21 protein-coding genes and 1 riboswitch are annotated in these 20,394 nt (G+C 63.6%); of the genes, 7 read left to right on the plus strand and 14 right to left on the minus strand.

Annotated elements, in window-relative coordinates; genetic code table 11:
• Positions 1-9 precede the first annotated feature (9 nt).
• The 5 genes from ybeY to miaB form a co-directional block, all read right to left on the minus strand.
• Positions 10-522, minus strand: a complete 513-nt coding sequence (gene ybeY / locus AC0IPL_RS12405) for an rRNA maturation RNase YbeY (protein ID WP_474274837.1) — start codon at positions 520-522, stop codon at positions 10-12.
• A gap of 82 nt (positions 523-604) precedes the next feature.
• Positions 605-1,615 (minus strand): PhoH family protein, encoded by a 1,011-nt coding sequence (locus AC0IPL_RS12410; protein ID WP_474274838.1) that lies wholly within the window; start codon positions 1,613-1,615, stop codon positions 605-607.
• A 142-nt stretch (positions 1,616-1,757) separates the two neighbouring features.
• Positions 1,758-2,063, minus strand: coding sequence for a hypothetical protein (locus tag AC0IPL_RS12415; RefSeq protein ID WP_474274839.1), 306 nt, complete (start codon positions 2,061-2,063; stop codon positions 1,758-1,760).
• A gap of 12 nt (positions 2,064-2,075) precedes the next feature.
• Positions 2,076-2,654: an OmpA family protein gene (locus tag AC0IPL_RS12420; protein ID WP_474274840.1), complete on the minus strand. Its 579-nt coding sequence runs from the start codon at positions 2,652-2,654 to the stop codon at positions 2,076-2,078.
• A 289-nt stretch (positions 2,655-2,943) separates the two neighbouring features.
• Positions 2,944-4,266 carry a tRNA (N6-isopentenyl adenosine(37)-C2)-methylthiotransferase MiaB gene (miaB, locus tag AC0IPL_RS12425; RefSeq protein WP_474274841.1) on the minus strand — a complete coding sequence of 441 codons (1,323 nt, stop codon included), beginning with the start codon at positions 4,264-4,266 and terminating at the stop codon, positions 2,944-2,946.
• Positions 4,267-4,393: 127 nt separating this feature from the next.
• On the opposite strand from miaB, the gene AC0IPL_RS12430 reads away from it, so the two are divergent.
• Positions 4,394-5,263 (plus strand): glycosyltransferase family 2 protein, encoded by an 870-nt coding sequence (locus AC0IPL_RS12430; protein ID WP_474274842.1) that lies wholly within the window; start codon positions 4,394-4,396, stop codon positions 5,261-5,263.
• A 143-nt stretch (positions 5,264-5,406) separates the two neighbouring features.
• A complete protein-coding gene (locus AC0IPL_RS12435; protein ID WP_474274843.1) occupies positions 5,407-6,111 on the plus strand; it encodes a GntR family transcriptional regulator in 705 nt (234 codons plus the stop codon).
• A 20-nt stretch (positions 6,112-6,131) separates the two neighbouring features.
• Here the strand turns inward: AC0IPL_RS12435 and AC0IPL_RS12440 are convergent, their stop codons facing one another.
• Positions 6,132-6,833 carry a GntR family transcriptional regulator gene (locus AC0IPL_RS12440; RefSeq protein ID WP_474274844.1) on the minus strand — a complete coding sequence of 234 codons (702 nt, stop codon included), beginning with the start codon at positions 6,831-6,833 and terminating at the stop codon, positions 6,132-6,134.
• 213 nt (positions 6,834-7,046) lie between these two features.
• On the opposite strand from AC0IPL_RS12440, the gene AC0IPL_RS12445 reads away from it, so the two are divergent.
• The 3 genes from AC0IPL_RS12445 (at position 7,047) to AC0IPL_RS12455 (ending at position 10,245) form a co-directional block, all read left to right on the plus strand.
• Positions 7,047-8,132 carry a TRAP transporter substrate-binding protein gene (locus AC0IPL_RS12445; protein WP_474274845.1) on the plus strand — a complete coding sequence of 362 codons (1,086 nt, stop codon included), beginning with the start codon at positions 7,047-7,049 and terminating at the stop codon, positions 8,130-8,132.
• Between the two features lie 68 nt (positions 8,133-8,200).
• Complete coding sequence (locus tag AC0IPL_RS12450) at positions 8,201-8,698, plus strand: TRAP transporter small permease subunit (protein ID WP_474274846.1); 498 nt, start codon at positions 8,201-8,203, stop codon at positions 8,696-8,698.
• Complete coding sequence (locus tag AC0IPL_RS12455; protein WP_474274847.1) at positions 8,695-10,245, plus strand: TRAP transporter large permease; 1,551 nt, start codon at positions 8,695-8,697, stop codon at positions 10,243-10,245. The genes AC0IPL_RS12450 and AC0IPL_RS12455 overlap by 4 nt, the downstream gene beginning before the upstream one ends.
• Positions 10,246-10,279: 34 nt before the next feature.
• Here AC0IPL_RS12455 and AC0IPL_RS12460 read toward each other — a convergent pair whose 3' ends face one another.
• A complete protein-coding gene (locus AC0IPL_RS12460) occupies positions 10,280-11,206 on the minus strand; it encodes an AraC family transcriptional regulator (RefSeq protein ID WP_474274848.1) in 927 nt (308 codons plus the stop codon).
• 163 nt (positions 11,207-11,369) lie between these two features.
• Between AC0IPL_RS12460 and AC0IPL_RS12465 the strand changes: the two genes are divergently transcribed.
• Entirely contained in the window at positions 11,370-13,346 is a 1,977-nt protein-coding gene (locus AC0IPL_RS12465; protein WP_474274849.1) for a TonB-dependent receptor domain-containing protein, read from the plus strand.
• Between the two features lie 77 nt (positions 13,347-13,423).
• Entirely contained in the window at positions 13,424-13,720 is a 297-nt protein-coding gene (locus AC0IPL_RS12470) for a DUF2218 domain-containing protein (RefSeq protein ID WP_474274850.1), read from the plus strand.
• 27 nt (positions 13,721-13,747) lie between these two features.
• Here AC0IPL_RS12470 and AC0IPL_RS12475 read toward each other — a convergent pair whose 3' ends face one another.
• The 7 genes from AC0IPL_RS12475 to AC0IPL_RS12505 form a co-directional block, all read right to left on the minus strand.
• The gene (locus tag AC0IPL_RS12475; RefSeq protein ID WP_474274851.1) at positions 13,748-14,524 is read right to left on the minus strand and encodes an ABC transporter ATP-binding protein; all 777 of its coding nucleotides are present in this window, start codon (positions 14,522-14,524) and stop codon (positions 13,748-13,750) included.
• Positions 14,514-15,521, minus strand: a complete 1,008-nt coding sequence (locus AC0IPL_RS12480; protein ID WP_474274852.1) for a FecCD family ABC transporter permease — start codon at positions 15,519-15,521, stop codon at positions 14,514-14,516. The genes AC0IPL_RS12475 and AC0IPL_RS12480 overlap by 11 nt, the downstream gene beginning before the upstream one ends.
• The gene (locus AC0IPL_RS12485) at positions 15,522-16,460 is read right to left on the minus strand and encodes an ABC transporter substrate-binding protein (protein ID WP_474274853.1); all 939 of its coding nucleotides are present in this window, start codon (positions 16,458-16,460) and stop codon (positions 15,522-15,524) included.
• The gene (locus tag AC0IPL_RS12490; RefSeq protein WP_474274854.1) at positions 16,447-17,166 is read right to left on the minus strand and encodes a (2Fe-2S) ferredoxin domain-containing protein; all 720 of its coding nucleotides are present in this window, start codon (positions 17,164-17,166) and stop codon (positions 16,447-16,449) included. The genes AC0IPL_RS12485 and AC0IPL_RS12490 overlap by 14 nt, the downstream gene beginning before the upstream one ends.
• 88 nt (positions 17,167-17,254) lie before the next feature.
• Positions 17,255-17,462, minus strand: a riboswitch (cobalamin riboswitch).
• A 101-nt stretch (positions 17,463-17,563) separates the two neighbouring features.
• Positions 17,564-18,820, minus strand: a complete 1,257-nt coding sequence (locus tag AC0IPL_RS12495; RefSeq protein WP_474274855.1) for an FAD-dependent oxidoreductase — start codon at positions 18,818-18,820, stop codon at positions 17,564-17,566.
• Positions 18,817-19,629 carry an ABC transporter permease gene (locus tag AC0IPL_RS12500; protein ID WP_474274856.1) on the minus strand — a complete coding sequence of 271 codons (813 nt, stop codon included), beginning with the start codon at positions 19,627-19,629 and terminating at the stop codon, positions 18,817-18,819. The genes AC0IPL_RS12495 and AC0IPL_RS12500 overlap by 4 nt, the downstream gene beginning before the upstream one ends.
• The gene (locus AC0IPL_RS12505; RefSeq protein ID WP_474274857.1) at positions 19,622-20,389 is read right to left on the minus strand and encodes an ABC transporter ATP-binding protein; all 768 of its coding nucleotides are present in this window, start codon (positions 20,387-20,389) and stop codon (positions 19,622-19,624) included. The genes AC0IPL_RS12500 and AC0IPL_RS12505 overlap by 8 nt, the downstream gene beginning before the upstream one ends.
• Positions 20,390-20,394: the final 5 nt, after the last annotated feature.

A 20,394-nucleotide genomic window follows, 5' to 3' on the forward strand; every position in this document is an offset into this window, starting at 1 on the left:
AAGCCCCGTTCAGGGGGCGTCCTCTTCCATATATGGGTTCGCGACCCCCAATTTGCCAAGTATCTTCACCTCGATCGCCTCCATTAATGCGGCATCGCGGTCACGAATGTGATCATAGCCCAGCAGATGCAACATTCCGTGAATGGTCAGATGGCGCGTATGGTCCGCCAACGACTTGCCTGCGGTCTCTGCTTCGCGGGCGCAGGTGTCGTAGGAGATGGCGATGTCGCCGAGCGCGATCTCGCCTGTGAAGTCGGCCTCGGGCAGGGGTGGCGTGTCGCCATCCTCCGCCGCTGCCAGATCTTCGGCCGGCCAGCTTAGCACGTTGGTGGGCGTGGACTTTTCCCGAAACGTGGCGTTCAGCTCCGCAATACGGGCGTCATCGCAACCCAGCAGCGAGACCTCGCAGTCCGCGAGGTCCAGTGCGAAATGACCTAAAACCGCCGAAACGGCCTCAGTCGCCAACGGCTCCAGTCCGGCATCTTGCCAGCGTCGGTCTTCGATCGAGATGTCGAGTGTCATGTCTTGCCTGTCAATGCGGGGCCAGCCCCCGCACCCCCGGAGTATTTCCGGAAAAATGAAACGAACGCGGCAGTTTCCAGCCTCAGGCCGGTTTTCCATCCGCGTCATAAGCCTCGATGATCGCCGCCACAAGCGGGTGGCGCACCACATCGCGGGCGGTGAAATAGTTGAAGCTGATCTTGGGAATCGTCTTCAAAAGCCGTTCGGCATCGGCCAGCCCCGACGGCACGCCGCGTGGCAGATCGACCTGGCTGCGGTCGCCGGTGATCACCATGCGCGACCCTTCGCCAAGACGGGTCAGGAACATTTTCATCTGCATGGTGGTGGCGTTCTGCGCCTCGTCCAGCACGACAAAGGCGTTGGAGAGCGTGCGCCCCCGCATGAAGGCAAGAGGCGCGATCTCTATACGTTTTTCCTCGATCAGCTTGGCCAGCTGTTTACCCGGCAGGAAATCGTTCAGCGCGTCATACAAGGGCTGCATGTAAGGGTCGACCTTGTCCTTCATATCGCCGGGCAGATAGCCAAGCTTTTCACCAGCCTCCACCGCGGGGCGGGACAGGATGATGCGGTCGACGTGGCCGGTGATGAACATGGACACACCGACGGCGACGGCAAGATATGTTTTGCCGGTGCCCGCCGGGCCGATGCCAAAGGCCAATTCGTTTTCAAACAGGGAATGCACATAGGCTTTCTGTGCCTCGGTGCGCGGTTCCACCAGTTTCTTGCGGGTCTTGATTTCCACCCGGCCACCGCGGAACATCTGCAACTGGCCGTCGGGTTCGGCGCTCTCCGCCTCCGGGCTCATCCGCAGTTCACGGTCGATGTCACCGGTTTCGACGCTGCGCCCGGTTTCCAGCCGATCATATAATGCCGTCAGCACACCGGCCGCCTGTTCGCGCGCCGAGCTGTCCCCCATCACGGAGAGCTGGTTGCCGCGGCGCACGATCTGCACGCCCAGTTTCTGTTCGATGTCAGCCAGGTTGCGGTCGTATTCGCCGCACAGGTCGATCAGCAATCGGTTGTCGGGAAATTCCAGCAGCACTTCGTGGTTTGCGGACTGGTCTTGCGCGTCATTCAGGGCACTGATGGCCAAGCTGATCTCCTTAGTCAGAGGTTACCGTTTCAGTCTGCCTGCGAAGTGCATATTGCGCAAGATCCAGCCGCAGAAATTCACGCAACCGAAACAAAAACAGCCGCCCCAAGGGGCGGCTGCGCATCACGCTTGCCAGTGCTTGTTACAGCGCGTCGGCGAAGGTGGAGCTCTTCTTGAATGGTCCGGTGGCGACATTGCGCGGCAGGTTGCTGTTGCAAACCGGCTTGCCGTCCGGGGTCCGGCGCAGATCCGCATAGCCTTCCAGACCATCGTCGATGATCCAGTGTTCGCAACCCTGGGGATCCACCCAGATACCGGCGGTCATGTTTGACAGGTGGCCGGAGGAGCCGTCGCCGGCGTGCTGGTCACGGGTCTTATCAAAGGTTTCCGTGCAGGCCGAAACCAGTGCGGCAGCGACAAGGAGCACAAGAGTTTTACGCATCAGCATGATTTTGTCTCCTCAGCGCAGGCAATAGATTTCGACGCGACGGTTCTGCGCCATGTTTCCGGCACTGGTGTTGGGGACTCGCGGGTCGCGCTCCCCGTAGGCGCGCACATCGGCGATCCGCGCCCCCACCGAGCGGCCAACCTGCGCCACCGCGGTGGCGCGACGTTGGGACAGGCGAATGTTGTATTCATCCGAGGCCCGGCTGTCTGTGTGGCCGGCCACCACAAAGGCCCGCGCCCCATTGGAGCGCGCCTGCTGGAAGAACTCACCCAGTCGCTTGCGGCCGGCGGCATTGATATGATGCTTGTCGGTTGCAAAGAACTGGTCGGTTGGCATCACGCCGCAGATGTTGCCCCGTCGGCAGACCGGTTTGCCATCTGGCGTGACATGCGGGGTCATGAACCCTTCAGCGCCGTCATCCATGACCCAGTGTTCGCAACCATCCGGATCCACCCAGATGGTGGGCACGTAGCGTTCACCCTTGATGGTTCGTTGGCCGGTCTGCGCACTGGCAGGCGCGGCTGCGATGCTCAAAGCTGCGGCGGCAGCGGCCACAAGCGCAATCGCCTTGTTCAATTTGAATGTCAGCACAACCAAAATTCCTTCACCTAAGTTCCCCCAGGGCATTCGCCGCATATTGGCCCCATAAACGGGCCATTGAGGTAAAACTACCTGACTCTGATGCAGTTTACCTTCTAAAATTTTTATTAATCTGCACGTATTGGCCGTGTTTGCAAAACACTCTGCCGACCTTTAGCAGCATTGTTTACCGAATTGATGCAATTCAGCCGCGCCCGAAATCGGTGCCAACGGGCCTGCGGCGCCCACTTTGGGCTGGCGGACGCATTGTGCCCCGGGGATTCGCCCGACTATGCCCGGATCAGCCGATCAGCTCTCCAGCCAGCGAATTGGCGCCGGAGGAAACGATGCGCACCCGCGCCAGATCGCCAATCTGGCGGTCGCAATCGGCCACGTGAACCGCGTGGAGATAGTCGGATTTTCCGACCATCTGACCGGGAAACCGGCCCGCCTTTTCGAACAATACGCCCACCTCACGGCCAACCATGCTGTCCTGGACCTCGCGCTGCTGACGCGTCAGCAGGGCTTGCAGGCGTTGCAGGCGGTCGTCCGCTGCGGCCGGGTCGACCTGGGCCCGTTCTGCCGCCGGGGTTCCGGGGCGGGTGGAATATTTGAAGGAATAGGCCGTGCCATATCTGACCTCCTCGACCAGGTCCAAGGTGGCCTGAAAATCCTCTTCGGTTTCTTCGGGAAAGCCGACGATGAAATCGCCCGAGATGAGGATGTCGGGACGCGCCGCGCGGATGCGCTCGATCAGGCGGATATAGCTTTCCGCCGTGTGGCTGCGGTTCATCCGCTTCAGGATCTTGTCAGACCCCGCCTGCACCGGCAGGTGCAAATAGGGCATCAGCTTGGCGCAGGTTCCATGCGCCTCGATCAGGTCATCCTGCATGTCGTTTGGGTGGGACGTGGTGAACCGGATGCGCTCCAGCCCGTCGATCTTGTCCAGCTGCCAAATCAGCTGTGCCAGCGTCATATCCCCATTGGGCCCAGCCCCGTGATAGGCATTGACGTTCTGCCCCAGAAGAGTGATTTCGCGCACCCCGCGCTCCACCAGATCCTGTGCTTCGCGCAGGATGCGATCCGCCGGGCGCGAGACCTCGGCACCGCGGGTATAGGGCACCACGCAGAAGGCGCAAAACTTGTCGCAACCTTCCTGCACCGTCAGAAACGCGGTGGGGCCGCGTTTGGCCTTGGGGCGGTTTTTCAGCTTCTCGAACTTGTCTTCCTCGGGGAAATCTGTGTCCAGAACCTTTTCGCCCGCACGTACCTTGGCTTCCATTTCCGGCAGGCGATGATAGCTTTGCGGGCCGACCACCAGATCCACCAGCGGTTGGCGGCGCATGATTTCCTCACCCTCCGCCTGGGCCACGCAGCCGGCCACGCCAATTTTCAGATCCGGTTTTTCTGCCTTCAACCCCTTGAAACGGCCCAGCTCGGAGTAAACTTTCTCCGCCGCTTTTTCGCGGATGTGGCATGTGTTGAGCAGGATCATGTCGGCATCATCCGCCGTTTTCGTCTCCACATACCCCTCGCCGCCCAGCGCCTCTGCCATGCGTTCGCTGTCATAGACATTCATCTGACAGCCATAGGTCTTGATAAACAGCTTCTTCGGGGCGCTCATGCGGTCAGCCTTCCAGCCAGGGTGGGTAAACAGCGGCCTGCAATACAGGCAAATGCCGCCGCTTGCAATGCGCAGCCATTTACCCGATTTTGACCGCAAAGGCCAGTAAGGCAAAGGGCAGACGGGCATGATGTATTCTTCGCTTGAGGCGTTCCTGAAGGAAGGCGATGCGCTGCTGGTCAAGGGACCGGTGGCGCTGATCTTTGTCGAGGACGACGTGGAGATCGCCACCACCCTGCGCCACCATCTGCAGTGCGGTTTCGACAGTGTAGTGGCGCTGATGCCGGATGCCTTCGACCTGCCGCAGGACGTCAGCAGCAAGGTCCACCGCGTGCCCTATGACTGCGGCAGCGCTGACGCCGTCCCCCGTGCCGTCAATGCGGTGATCGCGGCCGCGCAGCCTGGTTGCTGGATCTACTACTGTTACAACGCGGAGTATCTGTTCTTCCCGTTTTGCGAAACGCGCAGCGTAGGCGAAATGCTGGAATTCCACAGCGAAGAGCGGCGCGATGCGATGTTGACCTATGTGATCGACCTTTATGCAGGCGATCTGGAGACGCACCCCGGCGCGGTCTCTCTGGAGGCGGCATTTCTGGACAAGTCAGGCTATTACGCCCAATCCCGCAAGGATCCCGAAACCGGCCACCCACGCGAACGGCAGCTGGACTTCTTCGGCGGTGTGCGCTGGCGGTTCGAGGAGCACATCCCCGCCCCGAGCCGCAAGATTGACCGGATTGCCCTGTTCAAGGTGCAGCCGGGGCTGGAGTTGCAGGCCGACCACACCTTCAACGTACAGGAATACAACACCTACGCCTGCCCCTGGCACCACAATCTGACTGCTGCCATCTGTTCCTTCCGCACCGCCAAGGCGTTAAAGCGCAACCCCGGCTCGTCGTTCGATATCGCAACCTTCCGCTGGCACAACTCGGCCCCGTTCGAGTGGCACTCGCGCCAGCTCTTGGACCTTGGCCTGATGGAACCCGGGCAATGGTTCTGATCCGCCCCTGACGCCTCCCTGACACCTCTCTGACTCCAACGGGAATTGCCGCCATACGGCCTGGCACCATTTCAGCGCTTTGCAGTGGGGGTATTATGTGTATATTTATCCAGCTTAAACGAGAATATTCCCTGAGAGGCAGCATGGCCGCACCGCGCCAGAACATGAGCTATCGCGACATCAAGAGGGTTGTGCTTGACCGGATCGAAACCAAGATCTGGTCGCCGGACAGCCTGCTGCCCAGCGAGACGGAACTGGCGGAGGAGTTTTCCAGCACCCGGACCACTGTGAACCGCGCCCTTCGGGAACTGGCCGAGGAAGGGTACCTGGAGCGCAAGCGCAAGGCAGGTACAAGGGTGCTGAATTCGCCGATCCGCAAGGCCCAGTTTTCTATACCCCTAGTGCGCGACGAAATCGCCGCCACGGGTGCCAGCTACCGATATGCGCTGGTTGAACGCAGCCTGATGCCCGCCCCGGCCTGGATTTCCGCCCGGCTGAATCTGCGCTCTGGTCAGGATATCCTGCACGTTCGCTGCATGCACTATGCCGACAATGCCCCCTACCAGTACGAAACCCGCTGGATCGTCCCGGACAGCGTGCCCGAGGTTCTGGAAGCCGACTTTGCCGCCGCCAGCCCCAACGACTGGCTGGTGCAGAAGGTGCCTTTCACCAATCTTGAGCTGAGCGTCATGGCCACCAAGGCCGACCAGATCATCTCTGAATTCCTGGAAGCCCCGATCGGGGATCCGATCTTTACGGCCGAGCGCACCACCTGGTTGCGTGGCACCCCGGTGACGCTGGCCAAGCTGTTCTTTGCCCCCGGCTACAAGATGACCACCCACCTCTAGGCTGCTGCCCCCGGGAGCGTTCAGCCCTGTGTGAACAGCTGGTAACCGGGATGCGCCACCGCGCACAGACTGGTGATCGGATCCGGGCCGATCCAGGTGGTCCGCTCCATCACAAAGAGCGCGTCACCGACGTCGCTGTGCAAAATGCTGCGGTCCTCTTCGCCCCCCGGCCGTGCATAGAGCCGCAGGTCGCACCGGCTGTAGGGACGATTGCGTACCAACCATTCATTCGCACTCTCGCGTGTCAAATCGATCTCTGCGATTTCCGGCACGGTTTCCAGGCAGATCCAGCGATCCTCGAAGATATAAGGGGTGTTATCGGATAGATGCAGCGCTTCGACGCGCAGCATCGGTCGCGGCGCGGACAGTCCGAAATTCGCCATGATCGCTGGGGGCGTGTCCTGAACCGCCCGCCGGATCAGCTCATATCGGTAGGTGCAGCCCTTCTGCTCCACCTCCAGCCGGGTGATCGGAATGTCCAGCGTTGCACGGGTAACCGGATCGCGCCGCACCATGGTGCCCCCCTTGCGGCGGCGCTCGACCAGTCCGCTTTCGGCCAGATCGCGCATCGCCCGATGCACCGTTGAACGTGCGCAGCCAAAACGGGCCGCGAACTCCTCGTCCCGCGGAAGTTTGTCGCCCGGGCCATAGGTGGTATCCAGGATCATCTGGCGGATGCTGTCGCGGATCGACTTCCAGGAATGGCGTGTTTTGCCCGTCATGCGTGTCCCCTGGCCGCATCGCAAATAGGCGCAGATGCGGAATTTGTTGTCACAGGTCCGGCAGCGCCTCGGCAACGGCACCTCAGCGCACAAACCGCGATTGACATTATTATGTAGCTACATATTAATCTAAAGCACCTACAAAACAAGGCTGATTCTGCGCGGACCAGACCCCGCGACACCAGATGCAACAACAGATGGAGGATTGAAGCGATGCAAAGACGTGCGTTTTTGAAGGCCGGTGCGGCGGGAGCCGCGGCAACGGCGCTGGCCAGCCCCGCCATTGCCCAGGACAAGATGCAGTGGAAGATGGTCACTGCCTGGCCCAAGAACCTGCCTGGCCCCGGCGTGGCCGCGCAGATGCTGGCAGACCGGATCACCACCCTGTCCGGCGGCCGGATCGAGGTGAAACTGTTTGCTGCTGGCGAACTGGTGCCGGGCCGCGGCGTGTTTGACGCGGTCTCCGAAGGCACCGCCGAGATGTATCACGCGGTTCCCGCCTACTGGGGTTCCAAGTCCAAGGGCATCCTGCTGTTCGGCTCGCAGCCCTTTGGCCTGCGTGCGGATGAACAGTTCGGCTGGCTGTACCATGGCGGTGGCCAGGCGCTGTACGACGAGATGTATGGCCGTTTTGGCATCAAACCTTTCCTGTGCGGCAACTCCGGCCCGCAGTGGGGCGGCTGGTTCAAGAACGAGATCAACTCGGTCGAAGATCTGAAAGGCCTCAAGTTCCGCACCACCGGCCTGGCGTCGGAAATGGCGTCGAAACTGGGCATGGCAGCCGAAGCCACCAGCGGTCCGGCGATGTTCCAGGGCCTGCAGACCGGTGCGCTGGACGCGGGCGAGTTCATCGGCCCCTGGACCGACAGCGCGCTTGGCTACTACCAGGTTGCCAAGAACTACTACTGGCCCGGCGTGGGTGAGCCGTCCTCGGCCGAGGAATGCGGTGTCAACGCCGATGTCTTTGCCGCGCTGCCCGAAGACCTGCAGCAGGTCGTCTCGCTGGCCTGCGAAAGCCTCTACAACCCGGTCTGGACCGAATACACCACCAAACACGCGCTTGCGCTGAAGAAGATGGTGGATGAGAACGGTGTCCAGGTGAAGATGTTCCCGCAGGACGTGATCGACGCCATGGGCGTGGCCGCCAAGGACGTGATCGCAGAGCTGCGTGAGGACGAGGACGAGCTGGTGCGCCGCATCACCGAGAGCTTCATCGCCTACCGCGACAGCGTCGGCGGCTACATGACCTATGCCGACAACGGCCAGATGAACGCCCGCGCTTCTGTGATGGGCTACTGATACAACGCAACGACCGGCCGGCGCGCGATCTTATCGGGCGCCGGTTTTTTTGATGGGGAGGAAGCAGGATGCTTTGGGTCGCTGACAGGCTGGACGGCCTCAACCGGCAGCTGGCGGGCGTGTTACGCTGGCTGGCACTGATGATGGTGCTGGCGCAGTTTTCTATCGTCGTCGGCCGCTACGTGTTCGGCGTGAATTCGATCGCGGCGCAGGAAAGTGTTCTGTACATGCATGCCACCCTGTTCATGCTGGCGGCAGGCTATACCTTGCTGGTCGACAAACACGTTCGGGTGGACGTGTTCTACGCGGGCCTCAGCCCGCGTGCCCAGCGCCGGATCGACATCTTTGGGCACGTGTTCCTGCTGTTGCCGTCGATGCTGGCGCTGCTTTACTGGTCCTGGCCCTCGGTGCGCAACTCCTGGAAAATCTTCGAAGGTCCGATCGCCGTGGGCGGGATTGAGGCCGTGTTTCTGCTGAAATCCCTGATCCCCGCGTTCTGCGTTCTTGTCATGCTTCAATCCGTCGCCCTGCTGATCCGCCTGTTTTCCGAAAGACCCGCCCAATGACCGAATACCTCGACGTGATCATGTTCGCCGCGCTGATGGCGGCGATCCTGCTGGGCTTTCCGGTGGCCTTCAGCATTGCCGGAACCGCGATACTGTTTGCCTATCTGGGCTGGCTTCTGGGGGTGATGGATGTCACCCTGCTGGGTGCCTTGGGGCAGCGGGCCTTTGGCCTCATCAGCAATCAGGTTCTGATCGCCATTCCGCTGTTCGTGCTGATGGGTGCGATCCTGGAAAAAAGCCGCATTGCGGAGGACCTGTTGGACACCATGGGGCGGCTGTTCGGCCAGCTGAAAGGCGGGCTTGGCATCTCGGTCGTGCTGGTGGGAGCCCTGTTGGCTGCCTCGACCGGGATCGTCGGCGCCACGGTGGTGGCGATGGGCATGATCGCCCTGCCCGCCATGCTGCGCGCGGGCTACGATCCGCGGGTGGCCTCGGGGATCGTCTGCACCGCCGGCACACTGGGCCAGATCATCCCGCCCTCGACCCTGCTGATCATCCTGGCGGACGTGATGTCCAACGCCTATCAGCAGGCCCAGTACGAACAGGGGAAGTTCTCGGTTGAGGCCCTGTCGGTGGGTCAGTTCTTTGCCGCGGCGCTGATCCCCGGCCTGGTGCTGGTGGTGTTGTATCTGCTGTATATCCTGGCGCGCGGCGCGCTGCGGCCGCAGGACATGCCGGCCGCCCCGCTCGCCATGGCCCGCCCCAGCCGCCGTCAGGTTCTTGGCGCCGTGGTGCCGCCGATCCTGCTGATCTTTGCCGTGCTCGGGGCCATCCTCGGAGGCATCGCGACCCCGACAGAGGCCGCATCCGTTGGCGCCGTCGGTGCGCTGCTTATGGCGGGGCTGCGGGCAGGCGGGCCTGCGCGAATCATCCTGCTGGGCGCGGCGGCGCTGATCCTGCTGGGCATCCTGTCTGGGCTGCACCCGGTGCGGCTGCAGCGCAGCGACCTCAGCACTGGCGACTTGGCCATCGGCATTTTCTATGCGCTGCTGACCGTACTGGGGGCCATCGCTGTCGTGATGGCGCTGCGCAGCGGCCTGAAGAAACGGGTGCTGCATGACGCGGTGACCTCCACCACCACGATGACGGCAATGATCTTTGCAACCATCCTGGCAGCGGGGATGTTCTCGCTTGTGTTCATCGGCCTCGGCGGCGAAGAACGCGTGGCACATATCCTGGGCGACATGCCGGGCGGGCCAACCGGCGCATTGCTGTTCTGCATGCTGCTGATCTTTGTGCTGGGTTTCTTCCTCGACTTTGTCGAGATCTCGGTGATCGTGCTGCCGCTGGTGACGCCGACGCTGATCCTGATGGGGCATGACCCGGTCTGGTTGGGCATTCTGATCGCCATCAACTTGCAGACCAGCTTCCTGACGCCGCCGTTCGGCTTCTCGCTGTTCTACCTGCGCGGGGCTGCCCCCAGCGAGATCACCACGCGCCACATCTATCAGGGGGTCGTGCCCTTCATCGGCCTGCAAGCGCTGGGGGTGCTGCTGGTCTGGATGATCCCCGGCCTGGCCACCTGGCTGCCTTCGGCGATTTTCTGATCCAAGGTCGGCGGCTGCGCGCAGCCGCCGGACCCTAACGCCGCGCCTGCGACGGCGCGATGCCGAACTGGCGGCGAAAGGCAGTGGCGAAATTCGCCGCCGAGCCATAGCCCGCCAGCTCCGCCGCCTCCTCAACACTGATCTGGTCAGCCGCCAGCGCCCCGCGCGCGCGCTCCAGCCGCAGGCGGCGTACATGCGCCAGCGGCGCGCAGCCATGCGCTGCCCGCACCAACCGCCGCAGCCCCGACAGGCTTAGCCCTGCCTCACGCGCCAGATCCTGCAAGGACGGCAATGGACCGGGGCGGCGCGCCAACGCATCGATCCGGCGCAGCTGCCGCTGTTCGCGCGCGGTCGGCGCGACCCGCCACGGCCCGTCAGCCAGCCCGTCAAAGCACCGCGCCACCAGCCCCAGCGACATCGCCTCCGCCTGCAACCGTGCCGACGGCGCGGCAAAGCCGGGCATCCGCGCCAAGGTCTCCAGCGCCCGGATGTCCTCTGGCCCGGCCAGCCGCTCCAGGTGCTGGACCGCCTCGCCGTCGTTTGGCAATTGCAAACCGTTCTCGGCGAGCCAGCCATGCGACATCTGGATGCTAACTTTGCGGACGTACTCAAGCGGTTGCGAGCGGCGGGTGAACGGCTGGCACTCGCGCACGGAGGTCAGCACCAGCTTGACCGGCTCCCCCGGTCTGCGCCCCAAGTTCATCGGCTGCCCCGCCAGCTCTGCATCCGCCACACCGTCGAGGAAGCAATGCAGCACCACCCCCGGCTTGCGGCAGCTGCGCACCTCAAAACGCTCGCGGGCGGTGGCATTCAGCGTGTGCAGCCCGAAGCCACTGCGCATCTGCAAGGCCGTCACCACCCCGTCAAAGACCCCTGCCCCCGGCCGGTCGGTATGGCCGCACCAGTCCAGCTTTGGTTCAAAATCTATCACATTGGGAAGTGCGTCTGCGGTCCCGGCCATCAGCGTTTTCCGAACTGGAGGTTGCCCCTCTGGCTGGGTGGCGGCCTCATTTCGCACATTTGACAAAGGATTTTGAACAAAGCGCAAAGACCGCCAACTGGCAGGGAAAGTCCGGGCAGTTTAACTACCCAAGTTAAATAGTCAACTTTTCTAGGAGTAGCACATGTCACGGATGACACTGCGTTCTTTCATGCTGGCGGGCACCGCCATGACCACGCCCCTGCTGGCCCTGTCGGCCGCGGCCCAGCAGGCCGACCAGGGGACCGCACCGCTCCTGCTGGACGAAATCCGCATCCAGGCTGCCGACGCGCAGACCGTGTTGGGCAACGATCAAATTACCGAAGAGGAGATCGCGGCGCGCAACCCCTCCAGCACCAAGGATGTCTTTGCAGGCGAAAGCGCCGTCACCACCGGTGGCGGCGCGGCGATTGCGCAGAAGGTCTATGTGAACGGGATTGAGGAAAGCCTGCTGTCCGTCACCATCGACGGCGCGCGGCAGAACAAATCCGCCTTCCACCACACCGGCAATGTGCTGCTGGATCCGGAGCTGCTGAAATCGGTGGAGATCACCAAGGGTCTGGCGCCGGCCGATGCTGGTCCGGGCGCGCTGGCAGGCTCGATCGCCTATGAAACCAAGGACGCCAGAGACCTGCTGGACGCGGGTGAGACCTTCGGCGGCCGCGTGAAACTGGGCACCAGCGACAACGGCACCGACCTCGAAAGCGCGCTGGCGATCTTTGGCCGCCAGGGCGGGTTCGAATACCTGCTGAACGCCACCCGCCGCACCGGCGACGATTATGAAGATGGCGACGGCAATACCGTGCTGGGCACCGGCGCCGACCTAACCGACTACGTGGGAAAATTTGCCTATCAATTCGACAGCGGCCACCGGTTTGAATTCGCCGCCTCGCAGACCGAAGACACCGGCCTGCGCACCGCCCAAGCGGGTCCCGGCGGCCTCCTGTTCATCCGTCCGGATTTTGCCGGCGTTGCCGGGGCCACCAGCGTCCTGACCGAGGGGCTGTCGCGCCGGACCTCCTATGCGCTGACCTATTCCAACGCCGAGGCCTATGGCCTCTGGGATCCGACGATCCAGCTAAGCCACAACGAGCAGGAAATCGACGCCGGCGGTGTCTATGGCAGCAACAAGAGCTTCAGCGGAACCTTCAAAAACCGCTTTGCCATCGCCGGTGGGTCGGTGACCGCGGGTTTTGATTTCTTCGATGAGACCGCCGAAGGCGAAGGCCGCGGCCCCGGCGTGCTTGGCAGCACCGGCCGCGAGAAGCTTCAGAACTACGGTCTTTTTGCGCAGGCGCGTCAAGATCTCGGGGGCCGCGTGTCCGTCAGCTATGGCGGTCGCTACGATTCGCAGGACTTTACCGGCGCGGACGGGCGCAAGTTCTCCGACGATGGCTTCAGCGCCAACGGGGCGATTGACGTGATCCTGTCCGACAAATGGACCCTGAACGCCGGCGCCGCCTCGACCTGGGGCGGCTACGAACTGGGCGAGGCGGCGCTGGTCAACTTTGGCACCGCCTGGACCTACGACGCCTTCGCCGCCTCGCGGGTGCGGGCAGGCCGGATCGGTCTGCGGTTCGACAATGGCAACTGGAAGGCCAGTGCCGCGGTGTTTCGCACCGATGTCGATGACATCGCCGCCGTCCTGCCCACTGCAGGCGCCAGGGGCGCAACTGCCGACCTCACCAGCGAGGGCGTAGATGCATCGCTGGAATACAACTGGGGTGCAGGCTTTGCCCGGCTGAACTGGACCTATGCGGACGTGACCATGGACGGCGATGCTGTCGGCTCTACCGCCTATTACCTGGGGCGGCCGATGGGGCAGATTATCGCGTTGGAGGGCGGCTGGGCGCTGGACGACCAGTGGCAATTCGGCGGCACCGCCGAGATCGCTCGCGCATACAGCGACGCCGCGGCGCCGCTGCCCGGCTATGAGGTGGTGAACGTCTATGCCGCCTACACCCCGCGCAGCCTCGGTAACCTGGAGGTCCGGCTGGATGTGCGCAACCTGTTTGACGAAACCTACGCCAGCCGCAGCTCGGACGGGGTGGATGCCAGCCGGGTGATCGCGCTGAACGAGCCCGGCCGCACCATCGGCCTGACCGCGCGACTGAAGTTCTGATCGAAGCAATAAAAGGTGTATTCGGGGGGGGGGCAGCAGCCATCCCCGGACGCCCCAGCCAACGAAAGCCAGACACCATGTTCCGACAAACAGGCCGGTTTCAGACCGCCCATGCCAGCAAGTACATGCGCCAGCTGTGCAAGCATTTTGGCCACAAGGTTCCAGCGGTTTGCGACGAAACGGAAGGCCGCGTGCCGTTTCCTTTTGGCCCGGCAACTCTGCACGCCTGCGAAACCGAACTGCGCGCCGAGATCACCGGGCCGGACACTGCCGCGTTGGAGCGCGGCCGCGCGGTGATCGACTCCCATCTGGAAACCTTTGCCTTCCGCGAGGATTTTACCGGAATGGACTGGTCCGCGCCTTGCGGTGGCTAGGCGCCGGACCTGCCTGTGCAGCGCGCGCTACGCCTGCCGCGGCTCAGCCTGCTGGCGGATCGGACCGGTGAGGGACAACGCATTGCCCTGAAACTGGCCGTCGACCAGGTAATGGGTCATCAGGTTCTGCCGGTTCAGAACTTCCAGCGGACGGCCGTGTTCAACAATGCGCCCGCCGGCCATCAGATAGACCTGGTCGCAATAGCGCACCGCAAGGTTCAGGTCATGCAGGGTCATCAACACGGTGCGGCCGCGGCGCCTGACCTCGTCCAGCAACGCCAACTGGTAATGCAGGTCCAGGTGGTTGGTCGGCTCGTCCAGCACATATATTTCCGGATCGCAGGCCAGAAGCTGGGCGAAATAGCAGCGCTGCAGCTCTCCGCCGGACAGGTTGCCGGCCGGCTGGTCCTGCTTGTCCGCCAGGCCTGCAAGCGCCAGCGCCTCCTGGCGACGGCGGGTAAAGTCATCACGCGACAGCTCCAGCACCGACAGGCCAATCTCGACGATGTCGCGCGGTGTCAGCCCGGCCAGCAGGCCTGCGCTTTGCACCAGCGCGCCCAGCTTGCGGGCCCATTCGTGATGCGCATGGTCGCCGATTGGCCGCCCCTGTGCCCGGATCTGCCCCGCAGTCGGTGCCACCGCACGGTAAAGACTGCGCAGCAGCGTTGTCTTGCCCGCGCCGTTCGGCCCCAGCAGCCCATGGATCTGCCCCCTCGGCACCGCCAGCGACACGTCGCGCACATAAGCGGCGCCAGCGATCTCCACCGTCAGGTTGTCGATTTCCAACGCAAGCTCAGACGGCACGGCGCAGCCCTCTCAGGATGAAGATGAACGGCGGTGCCGCAAACAGCGCCAGCAGCACGCCCAGCGGCAGCTCCTCCGGAGCAAGCAGCACCCGACACATAAGGTCAACCACAATCAGCACCGTTGCCCCCAGCACCATGGTGATGGGCAGCAGCACCCGGTGCCGGGCTCCGACCAGCAGCCGCGCCATGTGCGGCACGATGAGACCGACGAAACCGACGATCCCGGCAACCGCCACTGCCAAGCCGGTCAGCAGCACCGTGGCGACAAAGATCATCGCCCGCAGCCGGGCGGTGCGGATGCCCAGCGCCTGGGCGCGCTCCTCGCCCAGCAGGGTGGCATCCAGCGCATTGGCCTGGGTCAGAAACAGCGCCCCCAACACCGCCACCGAAACCGCCAGCAACGGCACCTCCTGCCACTCGGTTCCGGCGGCGGTGCCCATCAGCCAGCCCATGGCATTGCGGGTCGCATGGGGATCGCCGACATACAGAAAAAAAGCGGTGAGCGACTGAAACATTAGCGACACCGCCACCCCGGCGAGCACCACGATCAGCGGATCCATCGGCTGGCCGCGCCGTTGCGACAGCCCCATGGTCAGCGCAAAGGCCGCTGCCGCCCCCAGAAAGGCAATCAGCGGCACCCCCAGCCAGTCGGTGATCGCGGCAGGCAGCCAGATGATCGCCGCCACCGCCGCCGCCGACGCACCAGAGGACAACCCCATCAGGTAAGGGTCCGCCATCGGGTTGCGCAGCGCCGTCTGCATCAGCGCCCCCGCCAGGGACAAACCGGCCCCGATCAGGCCCACCGCCATCACCCTCGGGATGCGCCATTGCCACACGATCAGCGACAGCCCACGTGGGGCATCCTCGCTCCGGCTCAGGATCGCGAGGCGGTCCGCCCAGCCGATGTCGGCCGTGCCCCACAGCACACCGGCGATGGCCGCAAGCACCATCGCCGCCAAGGCCGCCGGGAACAGAAGCGGAAAGCGCGCCTGCATTCAGCGCAGCGCCGCCAACTGCGCATTCAGATTCTCGACCCCATCGGCAAAACGCGTGCCCAGCAAGGTTTCCGAGAACGGCACCACCACATAGCGCTGCGCCTTGACCGCGGTCAGCTGGGACAGCACCGGGTCGGCTTCCATGTAGTCCCGCTTTTCTTGCGCCGAGGACCATTCCGCCTCGATCAGCAGGATCACATCCGGGTCTGCCTCGACAACGCGTTCCCAGGCCAGATCAACCCAGGCGCCCTCCACGTCGGCGCTGATGCTGGTCAGGCCCGCCGTTTTGGCGACCAGCGCGGGGCCGCCGCAGCAGCCGATCGAAAACGGCGTGTCGGTGCCGCTGTCATAGATAAAGGCGGTACGCCCGGCTCCGGCCGGGTTGTTCTCGACGGCCGCAATGCGGGCCTTGGTGGCGGCCATCAGCGCGTCGGCGCGGTCCGGCACGCCAAAAATGTCACCGATCACCGCGATATCCTTGAGGATCGGTGCGATGGTCAACGGAACATCCTGCGGATGCGCCGCCTTGCAGGAGGCATCCACGAGATAGGTGCCAACGCCCATATCGTGCCATTTCTGTGCCGCGCCCAGATTGTCCTCGGAAAAGGCGGAGGCAAAGCCTGCAAACAGGAAGTCGGGCTCTTGTGTCAGAACAATTTCCGCCGCCGGGTATTTCTCGGCCAGCACCGGCACGCTGTCATATGCGGCCAGCCATTGCGCCGGGATCTTGTCATCCAGATAGGCGGTGCCGACCAGGGCCTTCTCCAGACCCAGCGCCAGCATCACTTCGGTAGCCTGCTGGTTCAGGGTGATGGCCCGCGTCGGCGCGGTTTCATAGGTGTACGATGTTTCGCAGCCCTGAATGGTGACCGGAGCTGCCTGCGCCGCCGTGGCAGCAGCAGCAAGGCACAGCGCTGCGGGGCTCTTAAACAAGCTCATGTGTCTCTCCTGAATGATGAATAATCAAAGCATCCGGCACGCGCCCCGCACAGAGTGCCTCAGCCACGAAGCTGCGCACCTCCACGCGGTTGCGGACCCGGTACCAGTTGCCTTTGGGATAGTGAATGACGACCGGCCCGCTGTTGCAGGGAAACAGGCACCCGGTGGAGGTCACCAGACACTCCGCGGCGACCTGCGCCCGTCCGAGTTCCGCCTTCAGCGCCGTCAGCAGACAGGGGGCGTCCTTCAGATGGCAGCGCGGCCCGGTGCAGACCAGCAGGTGATGGCGATGACCAGGCGGGCTGTCCCAGCCCTTGCCCAATTCACCATCGGGACGCGGCTGTATCGGCGACAGGGCGACCTGCGCCTGCGCGACGGCGTGCACCACCGTCGCATCGGCCTGCGGCGCGCCGGCCAGCAGGATTTCAGGGCGCGCCCCGGCCTGGCGCGCCAGCCAGGCGCTGGCCGCACCGGGCAGCCAGCTCTCCAGGCTTTGCGAGAACGGCAGCCCGACCGGGCGCAGTTCAATCCGGGTTGCCCCCAGCTCGGCCATCCCGTCGAGCGCCCGCCACAGCCCGTCGCCAGAACCCTCCAGCCGCACCGCCGTTGCAGTGCAGGGCGCCGCCGCCGCCAGGCTGCCGGCCAATGCGCGAAACCGGCTTTGGCTGACGTAAGTTGCGGAAATCAAATAGATGCGCGCGTCCATGCATGCCTCATGAGCGGAGGCGGGCAGACGCAGGCGCAGAACGCTGTGGACACTGTCATCTCTTCCTCCACGGGCCCTCCGCCCGATTGGTTACGGTTTGCCGATGGCAGGTCTCCTGACTTGCGGATCAAAGCGTGCCGTCCCTTCCCGGATCTGGCAGATCCAGTGGTTCTGACGGAGTACTCACCGCTCACAGTTGCGGGGGCAGTTCTGGACTTGGGCCGCTGGGCCCTCACCAAATTCCCTTTTCATCCCATTGCCTGATATGGCCGGGAACCATCGATTGGATGTCTGCGCAAATTCCTCCGATCTGTCAACTGCTATGCCCTTTGCGCGATACCCAAATGACGTCCACCGGGGCGCAGCATGGAATACCGGCTGATGGGTGCCGCGTGGGTCAGGTCAAACCACCAAGGCGGCGCACCTCCGCGCCCACGTCCTCCCCGTTGGCAGTTCCCAATGCGGCGGAAATACCGGCCGCCTCCCCGGTGGCAAAGGCTGTGCCCATCACCCGAATGGATCCATACGCGACCGGGTCGGCACCTACCACGCGCCCGGCAACAAAAAGGTTGTCGAGGCCACGGACCCTCAGGCTGTCCAATGGCACAGAGGCATATCCCGATCCGCCCACCGGGTGATAGATTGGCTTGCCTGCTTCGCCATGCAATTCCGCCGGCCAGGCCGCGCGGGCGACGCTGTCGGGACGCTGCCGCCCGCTGGCGAGATCCTCGGCGGTCATTTCATAGCGGGTGGCGGGATGCCTGCTTTCGCGAATGCCAATCTGCGGTCCGGATTGGGCCAGGAAGCACCGCGCAAAACCCGGAACATGATCGCGCAGCATTTGCACATAGTCATTCGCCATTTCTCTGGCACGCTGCTCGGCCCAGGTGAAGCTGCCGGAGGTGAGATCGCGCAAAGCAAGGTCGATGATCATCCACCACATGTCGCCAGTGCCGGGAATGCGGGTGTAGATACCCCCATCACGACGGGTGATCGGGTGGGTGCCGGTTGCGTTGTACGCCGCGATGGCGGCTTGGATCGCGCGCCGATCAATTGGCGTCTCGGGGTCGAGACCGGAAATCCGGATCGGCGCGGAGACCGCCTGGAGCTTGCCCTCCCTATCGCCCTCGCGCATTTCAACGCCGGAGACGAGAGACAGGTTGGCATCCCCCGTCGCATCCACAAACCCTTCGGCGATGATGCGGCGCCTGCCCTCCATCCCTGCCACCGTGACCGATTCAATGCGGTCTGCCGTGCGCGTTGCCGCTGCGACACGGGAATGCAGCAACACGTCCACACCGTGATCGGCCAGAACCCTGTCGAAGGCCAGTTTTGCGGACTCGGGGTTCAGCAGGATGATCCAGTTGCCGGTGGTTTCCGAATTGTGGGCCTCACCGGTCATGCCGCAGGCCCGCATCGCATCGAGCACCAGATCACCAGCGCCACCGACTGCCTTTACCGGCTCCGCCCCCTGCTGGAAAAAACCGCAATAGGCGAGAACCTGCGAGGTCGTCGCCGCGCCGCCGAGAAACCCGTATTTTTCCACCAGGCACACCTTGGCCCCGACGCGGGCAGCCCCCAGCGCCGCGCCGATGCCGGCCGCGCCGCCACCGGCGACAACCACATCGTATTCACTCTCTGTTTTCCGGCTCATGTACGCCACCCCAGCAGGTGTTTCTCGACCAGCCCGACGGTTGTCGACAGCAAGACGCCCAGCAGCGACAGGATCGTCACCCCGGCAAACAGGCGCTCAAGGTCGTAAAGCGAGCCCGCCTGCAGGATGTAGGCGCCAATCCCGTGTTCGGCGCCCAGCATTTCAGCCGCCACCAGCAGGATGATCGCGATGGCCAGGCTGACGCGCAGCCCGGACAGAATGCCGGGCATGGCACCGGGCAGAACGATCCGCAGCACGACCGTCGACCAGCGCAGGCCAAAGCTCTGCCCCATGCGGATCAGCGAGCGGTCGACGTTGTCCACGGCGCCATAGGTGGCCACGACCGTGGGGGTGAAGGTGCCAAAGGCGATCAGGGCGTATTTCGAAGCCTCGTCGATGCCGAACCAGATGACGAACAGCGGCAAAAGCGCGATCTTGGGAATTGGGAAGATCGCTGCAACCAGCGGAACCAGCCCCGCTCTGGCGACCGAGAACAGCCCGATCATCACGCCGACGGCAATGCCCGCACTGGCGCCGATGGTGCCGCCGACCAGAAGGCGCATCAGAGACGGGGCGAGGTTGGTCCAGAGCGCGCCCGACACCGCAAGATCCCGCAACGTGTGGAACACATCCGACGGACGCGGCACCGTCAGCGACGAGATGACCCCCGTGCGGGTCCCCCACTCCAGCAGGGCAATCAGAAGCACAAATACCAACAGGCCGACCCAACGCGGAGAGGACGGGCGAAAACCGCCGCCGCGGAATTGCACCGGGCGGACATCTAAGGTCTCGGATGCGGTGTCAGTCATCGATCAATTCCATATCAGCGGCCTCAGCCTCGGCGCGCATCAGCGCCCAAAGATGCTGTTGGGTCCGTTCAAGTTCGGGGTCATTGGACCGGCGATCCGCCAGCGGGGTGTCGATCTCAATCACCTCGTTGATGGCACCGGGGCGGCGCGACAGCACCACGACCTGATGCCCCAGGCGCACCGCCTCGGCCAGATTGTGCGTCACGTAGACCGCGGTGAAGGGCGATTTGGTCCAGAGATCCACCAGATCATCCATCAACAGTTCGCGGGTCTGGCTGTCGAGGGCGGACAGCGGCTCATCCATCAACAAGACCGCCGGATTCACCGCAAGAGCGCGGGCGATGGCGACCCTCTGCTTCATTCCGCCAGACAGCTGTTTGGGCAGCGCCTTGCGGAAATCGCTCAGCTTGGTGCGGGCCAGCACATCGTCGATGATGGCGTTTGCCCGTTTCGCCGGCACCCCGTGGTCAGACAGGATTAGGGAGATGTTCCCCTCCACCGTGCGCCACGGCAGCAGCGCGAAGTCCTGGAACACATAGGTCAGCGGGTTGATGCTGTCGCTGGGCGGCTGGCCGACCTGGCTGACCGTCCCGGCGGTGGGGCGCTCCAACCCGCCCAGAAACCGCAGCAAGGTGGACTTACCGCAGCCGGAGGGGCCAACGATGCAGACAATGCGCCCCTTGGGGATGGAGAGGTCAATATTGCGGATGACCTCGACATCGCCATAGCGATGCGAGACCCCTTCAAGTCTGAGTTCCATAGATA

Source organism: Leisingera sp. SA32 (assembly GCF_056033425.1).

What these genes read in the sequence shown, in the direction of transcription:
- AC0IPL_RS12485 (WP_474274853.1), bottom strand. Translation starts at nt 16,460, where the DNA reads ATGAGCTTGTTTAAGAGCCCCGCAGCGCTGTGCCTTGCTGCTGCTGCC.
- AC0IPL_RS12430 (WP_474274842.1), top strand. Translation starts at nt 4,394, where the DNA reads ATGATGTATTCTTCGCTTGAGGCGTTCCTGAAGGAAGGCGATGCGCTG.
- AC0IPL_RS12435 (WP_474274843.1), top strand. Translation starts at nt 5,407, where the DNA reads ATGGCCGCACCGCGCCAGAACATGAGCTATCGCGACATCAAGAGGGTT.
- AC0IPL_RS12450 (WP_474274846.1), top strand. Translation starts at nt 8,201, where the DNA reads ATGCTTTGGGTCGCTGACAGGCTGGACGGCCTCAACCGGCAGCTGGCG.
- AC0IPL_RS12470 (WP_474274850.1), top strand. Translation starts at nt 13,424, where the DNA reads ATGTTCCGACAAACAGGCCGGTTTCAGACCGCCCATGCCAGCAAGTAC.
- AC0IPL_RS12455 (WP_474274847.1), top strand. Translation starts at nt 8,695, where the DNA reads ATGACCGAATACCTCGACGTGATCATGTTCGCCGCGCTGATGGCGGCG.
- AC0IPL_RS12465 (WP_474274849.1), top strand. Translation starts at nt 11,370, where the DNA reads ATGTCACGGATGACACTGCGTTCTTTCATGCTGGCGGGCACCGCCATG.
- AC0IPL_RS12445 (WP_474274845.1), top strand. Translation starts at nt 7,047, where the DNA reads ATGCAAAGACGTGCGTTTTTGAAGGCCGGTGCGGCGGGAGCCGCGGCA.
- AC0IPL_RS12495 (WP_474274855.1), bottom strand. Translation starts at nt 18,820, where the DNA reads ATGAGCCGGAAAACAGAGAGTGAATACGATGTGGTTGTCGCCGGTGGC.
- AC0IPL_RS12460 (WP_474274848.1), bottom strand. Translation starts at nt 11,206, where the DNA reads ATGGCCGGGACCGCAGACGCACTTCCCAATGTGATAGATTTTGAACCA.
- AC0IPL_RS12480 (WP_474274852.1), bottom strand. Translation starts at nt 15,521, where the DNA reads ATGCAGGCGCGCTTTCCGCTTCTGTTCCCGGCGGCCTTGGCGGCGATG.
- AC0IPL_RS12490 (WP_474274854.1), bottom strand. Translation starts at nt 17,166, where the DNA reads ATGGACGCGCGCATCTATTTGATTTCCGCAACTTACGTCAGCCAAAGC.
- miaB (WP_474274841.1), bottom strand. Translation starts at nt 4,266, where the DNA reads ATGAGCGCCCCGAAGAAGCTGTTTATCAAGACCTATGGCTGTCAGATG.
- AC0IPL_RS12500 (WP_474274856.1), bottom strand. Translation starts at nt 19,629, where the DNA reads ATGACTGACACCGCATCCGAGACCTTAGATGTCCGCCCGGTGCAATTC.
- AC0IPL_RS12440 (WP_474274844.1), bottom strand. Translation starts at nt 6,833, where the DNA reads ATGACGGGCAAAACACGCCATTCCTGGAAGTCGATCCGCGACAGCATC.
- AC0IPL_RS12505 (WP_474274857.1), bottom strand. Translation starts at nt 20,389, where the DNA reads ATGGAACTCAGACTTGAAGGGGTCTCGCATCGCTATGGCGATGTCGAG.
- ybeY (WP_474274837.1), bottom strand. Translation starts at nt 522, where the DNA reads ATGACACTCGACATCTCGATCGAAGACCGACGCTGGCAAGATGCCGGA.
- AC0IPL_RS12415 (WP_474274839.1), bottom strand. Translation starts at nt 2,063, where the DNA reads ATGCTGATGCGTAAAACTCTTGTGCTCCTTGTCGCTGCCGCACTGGTT.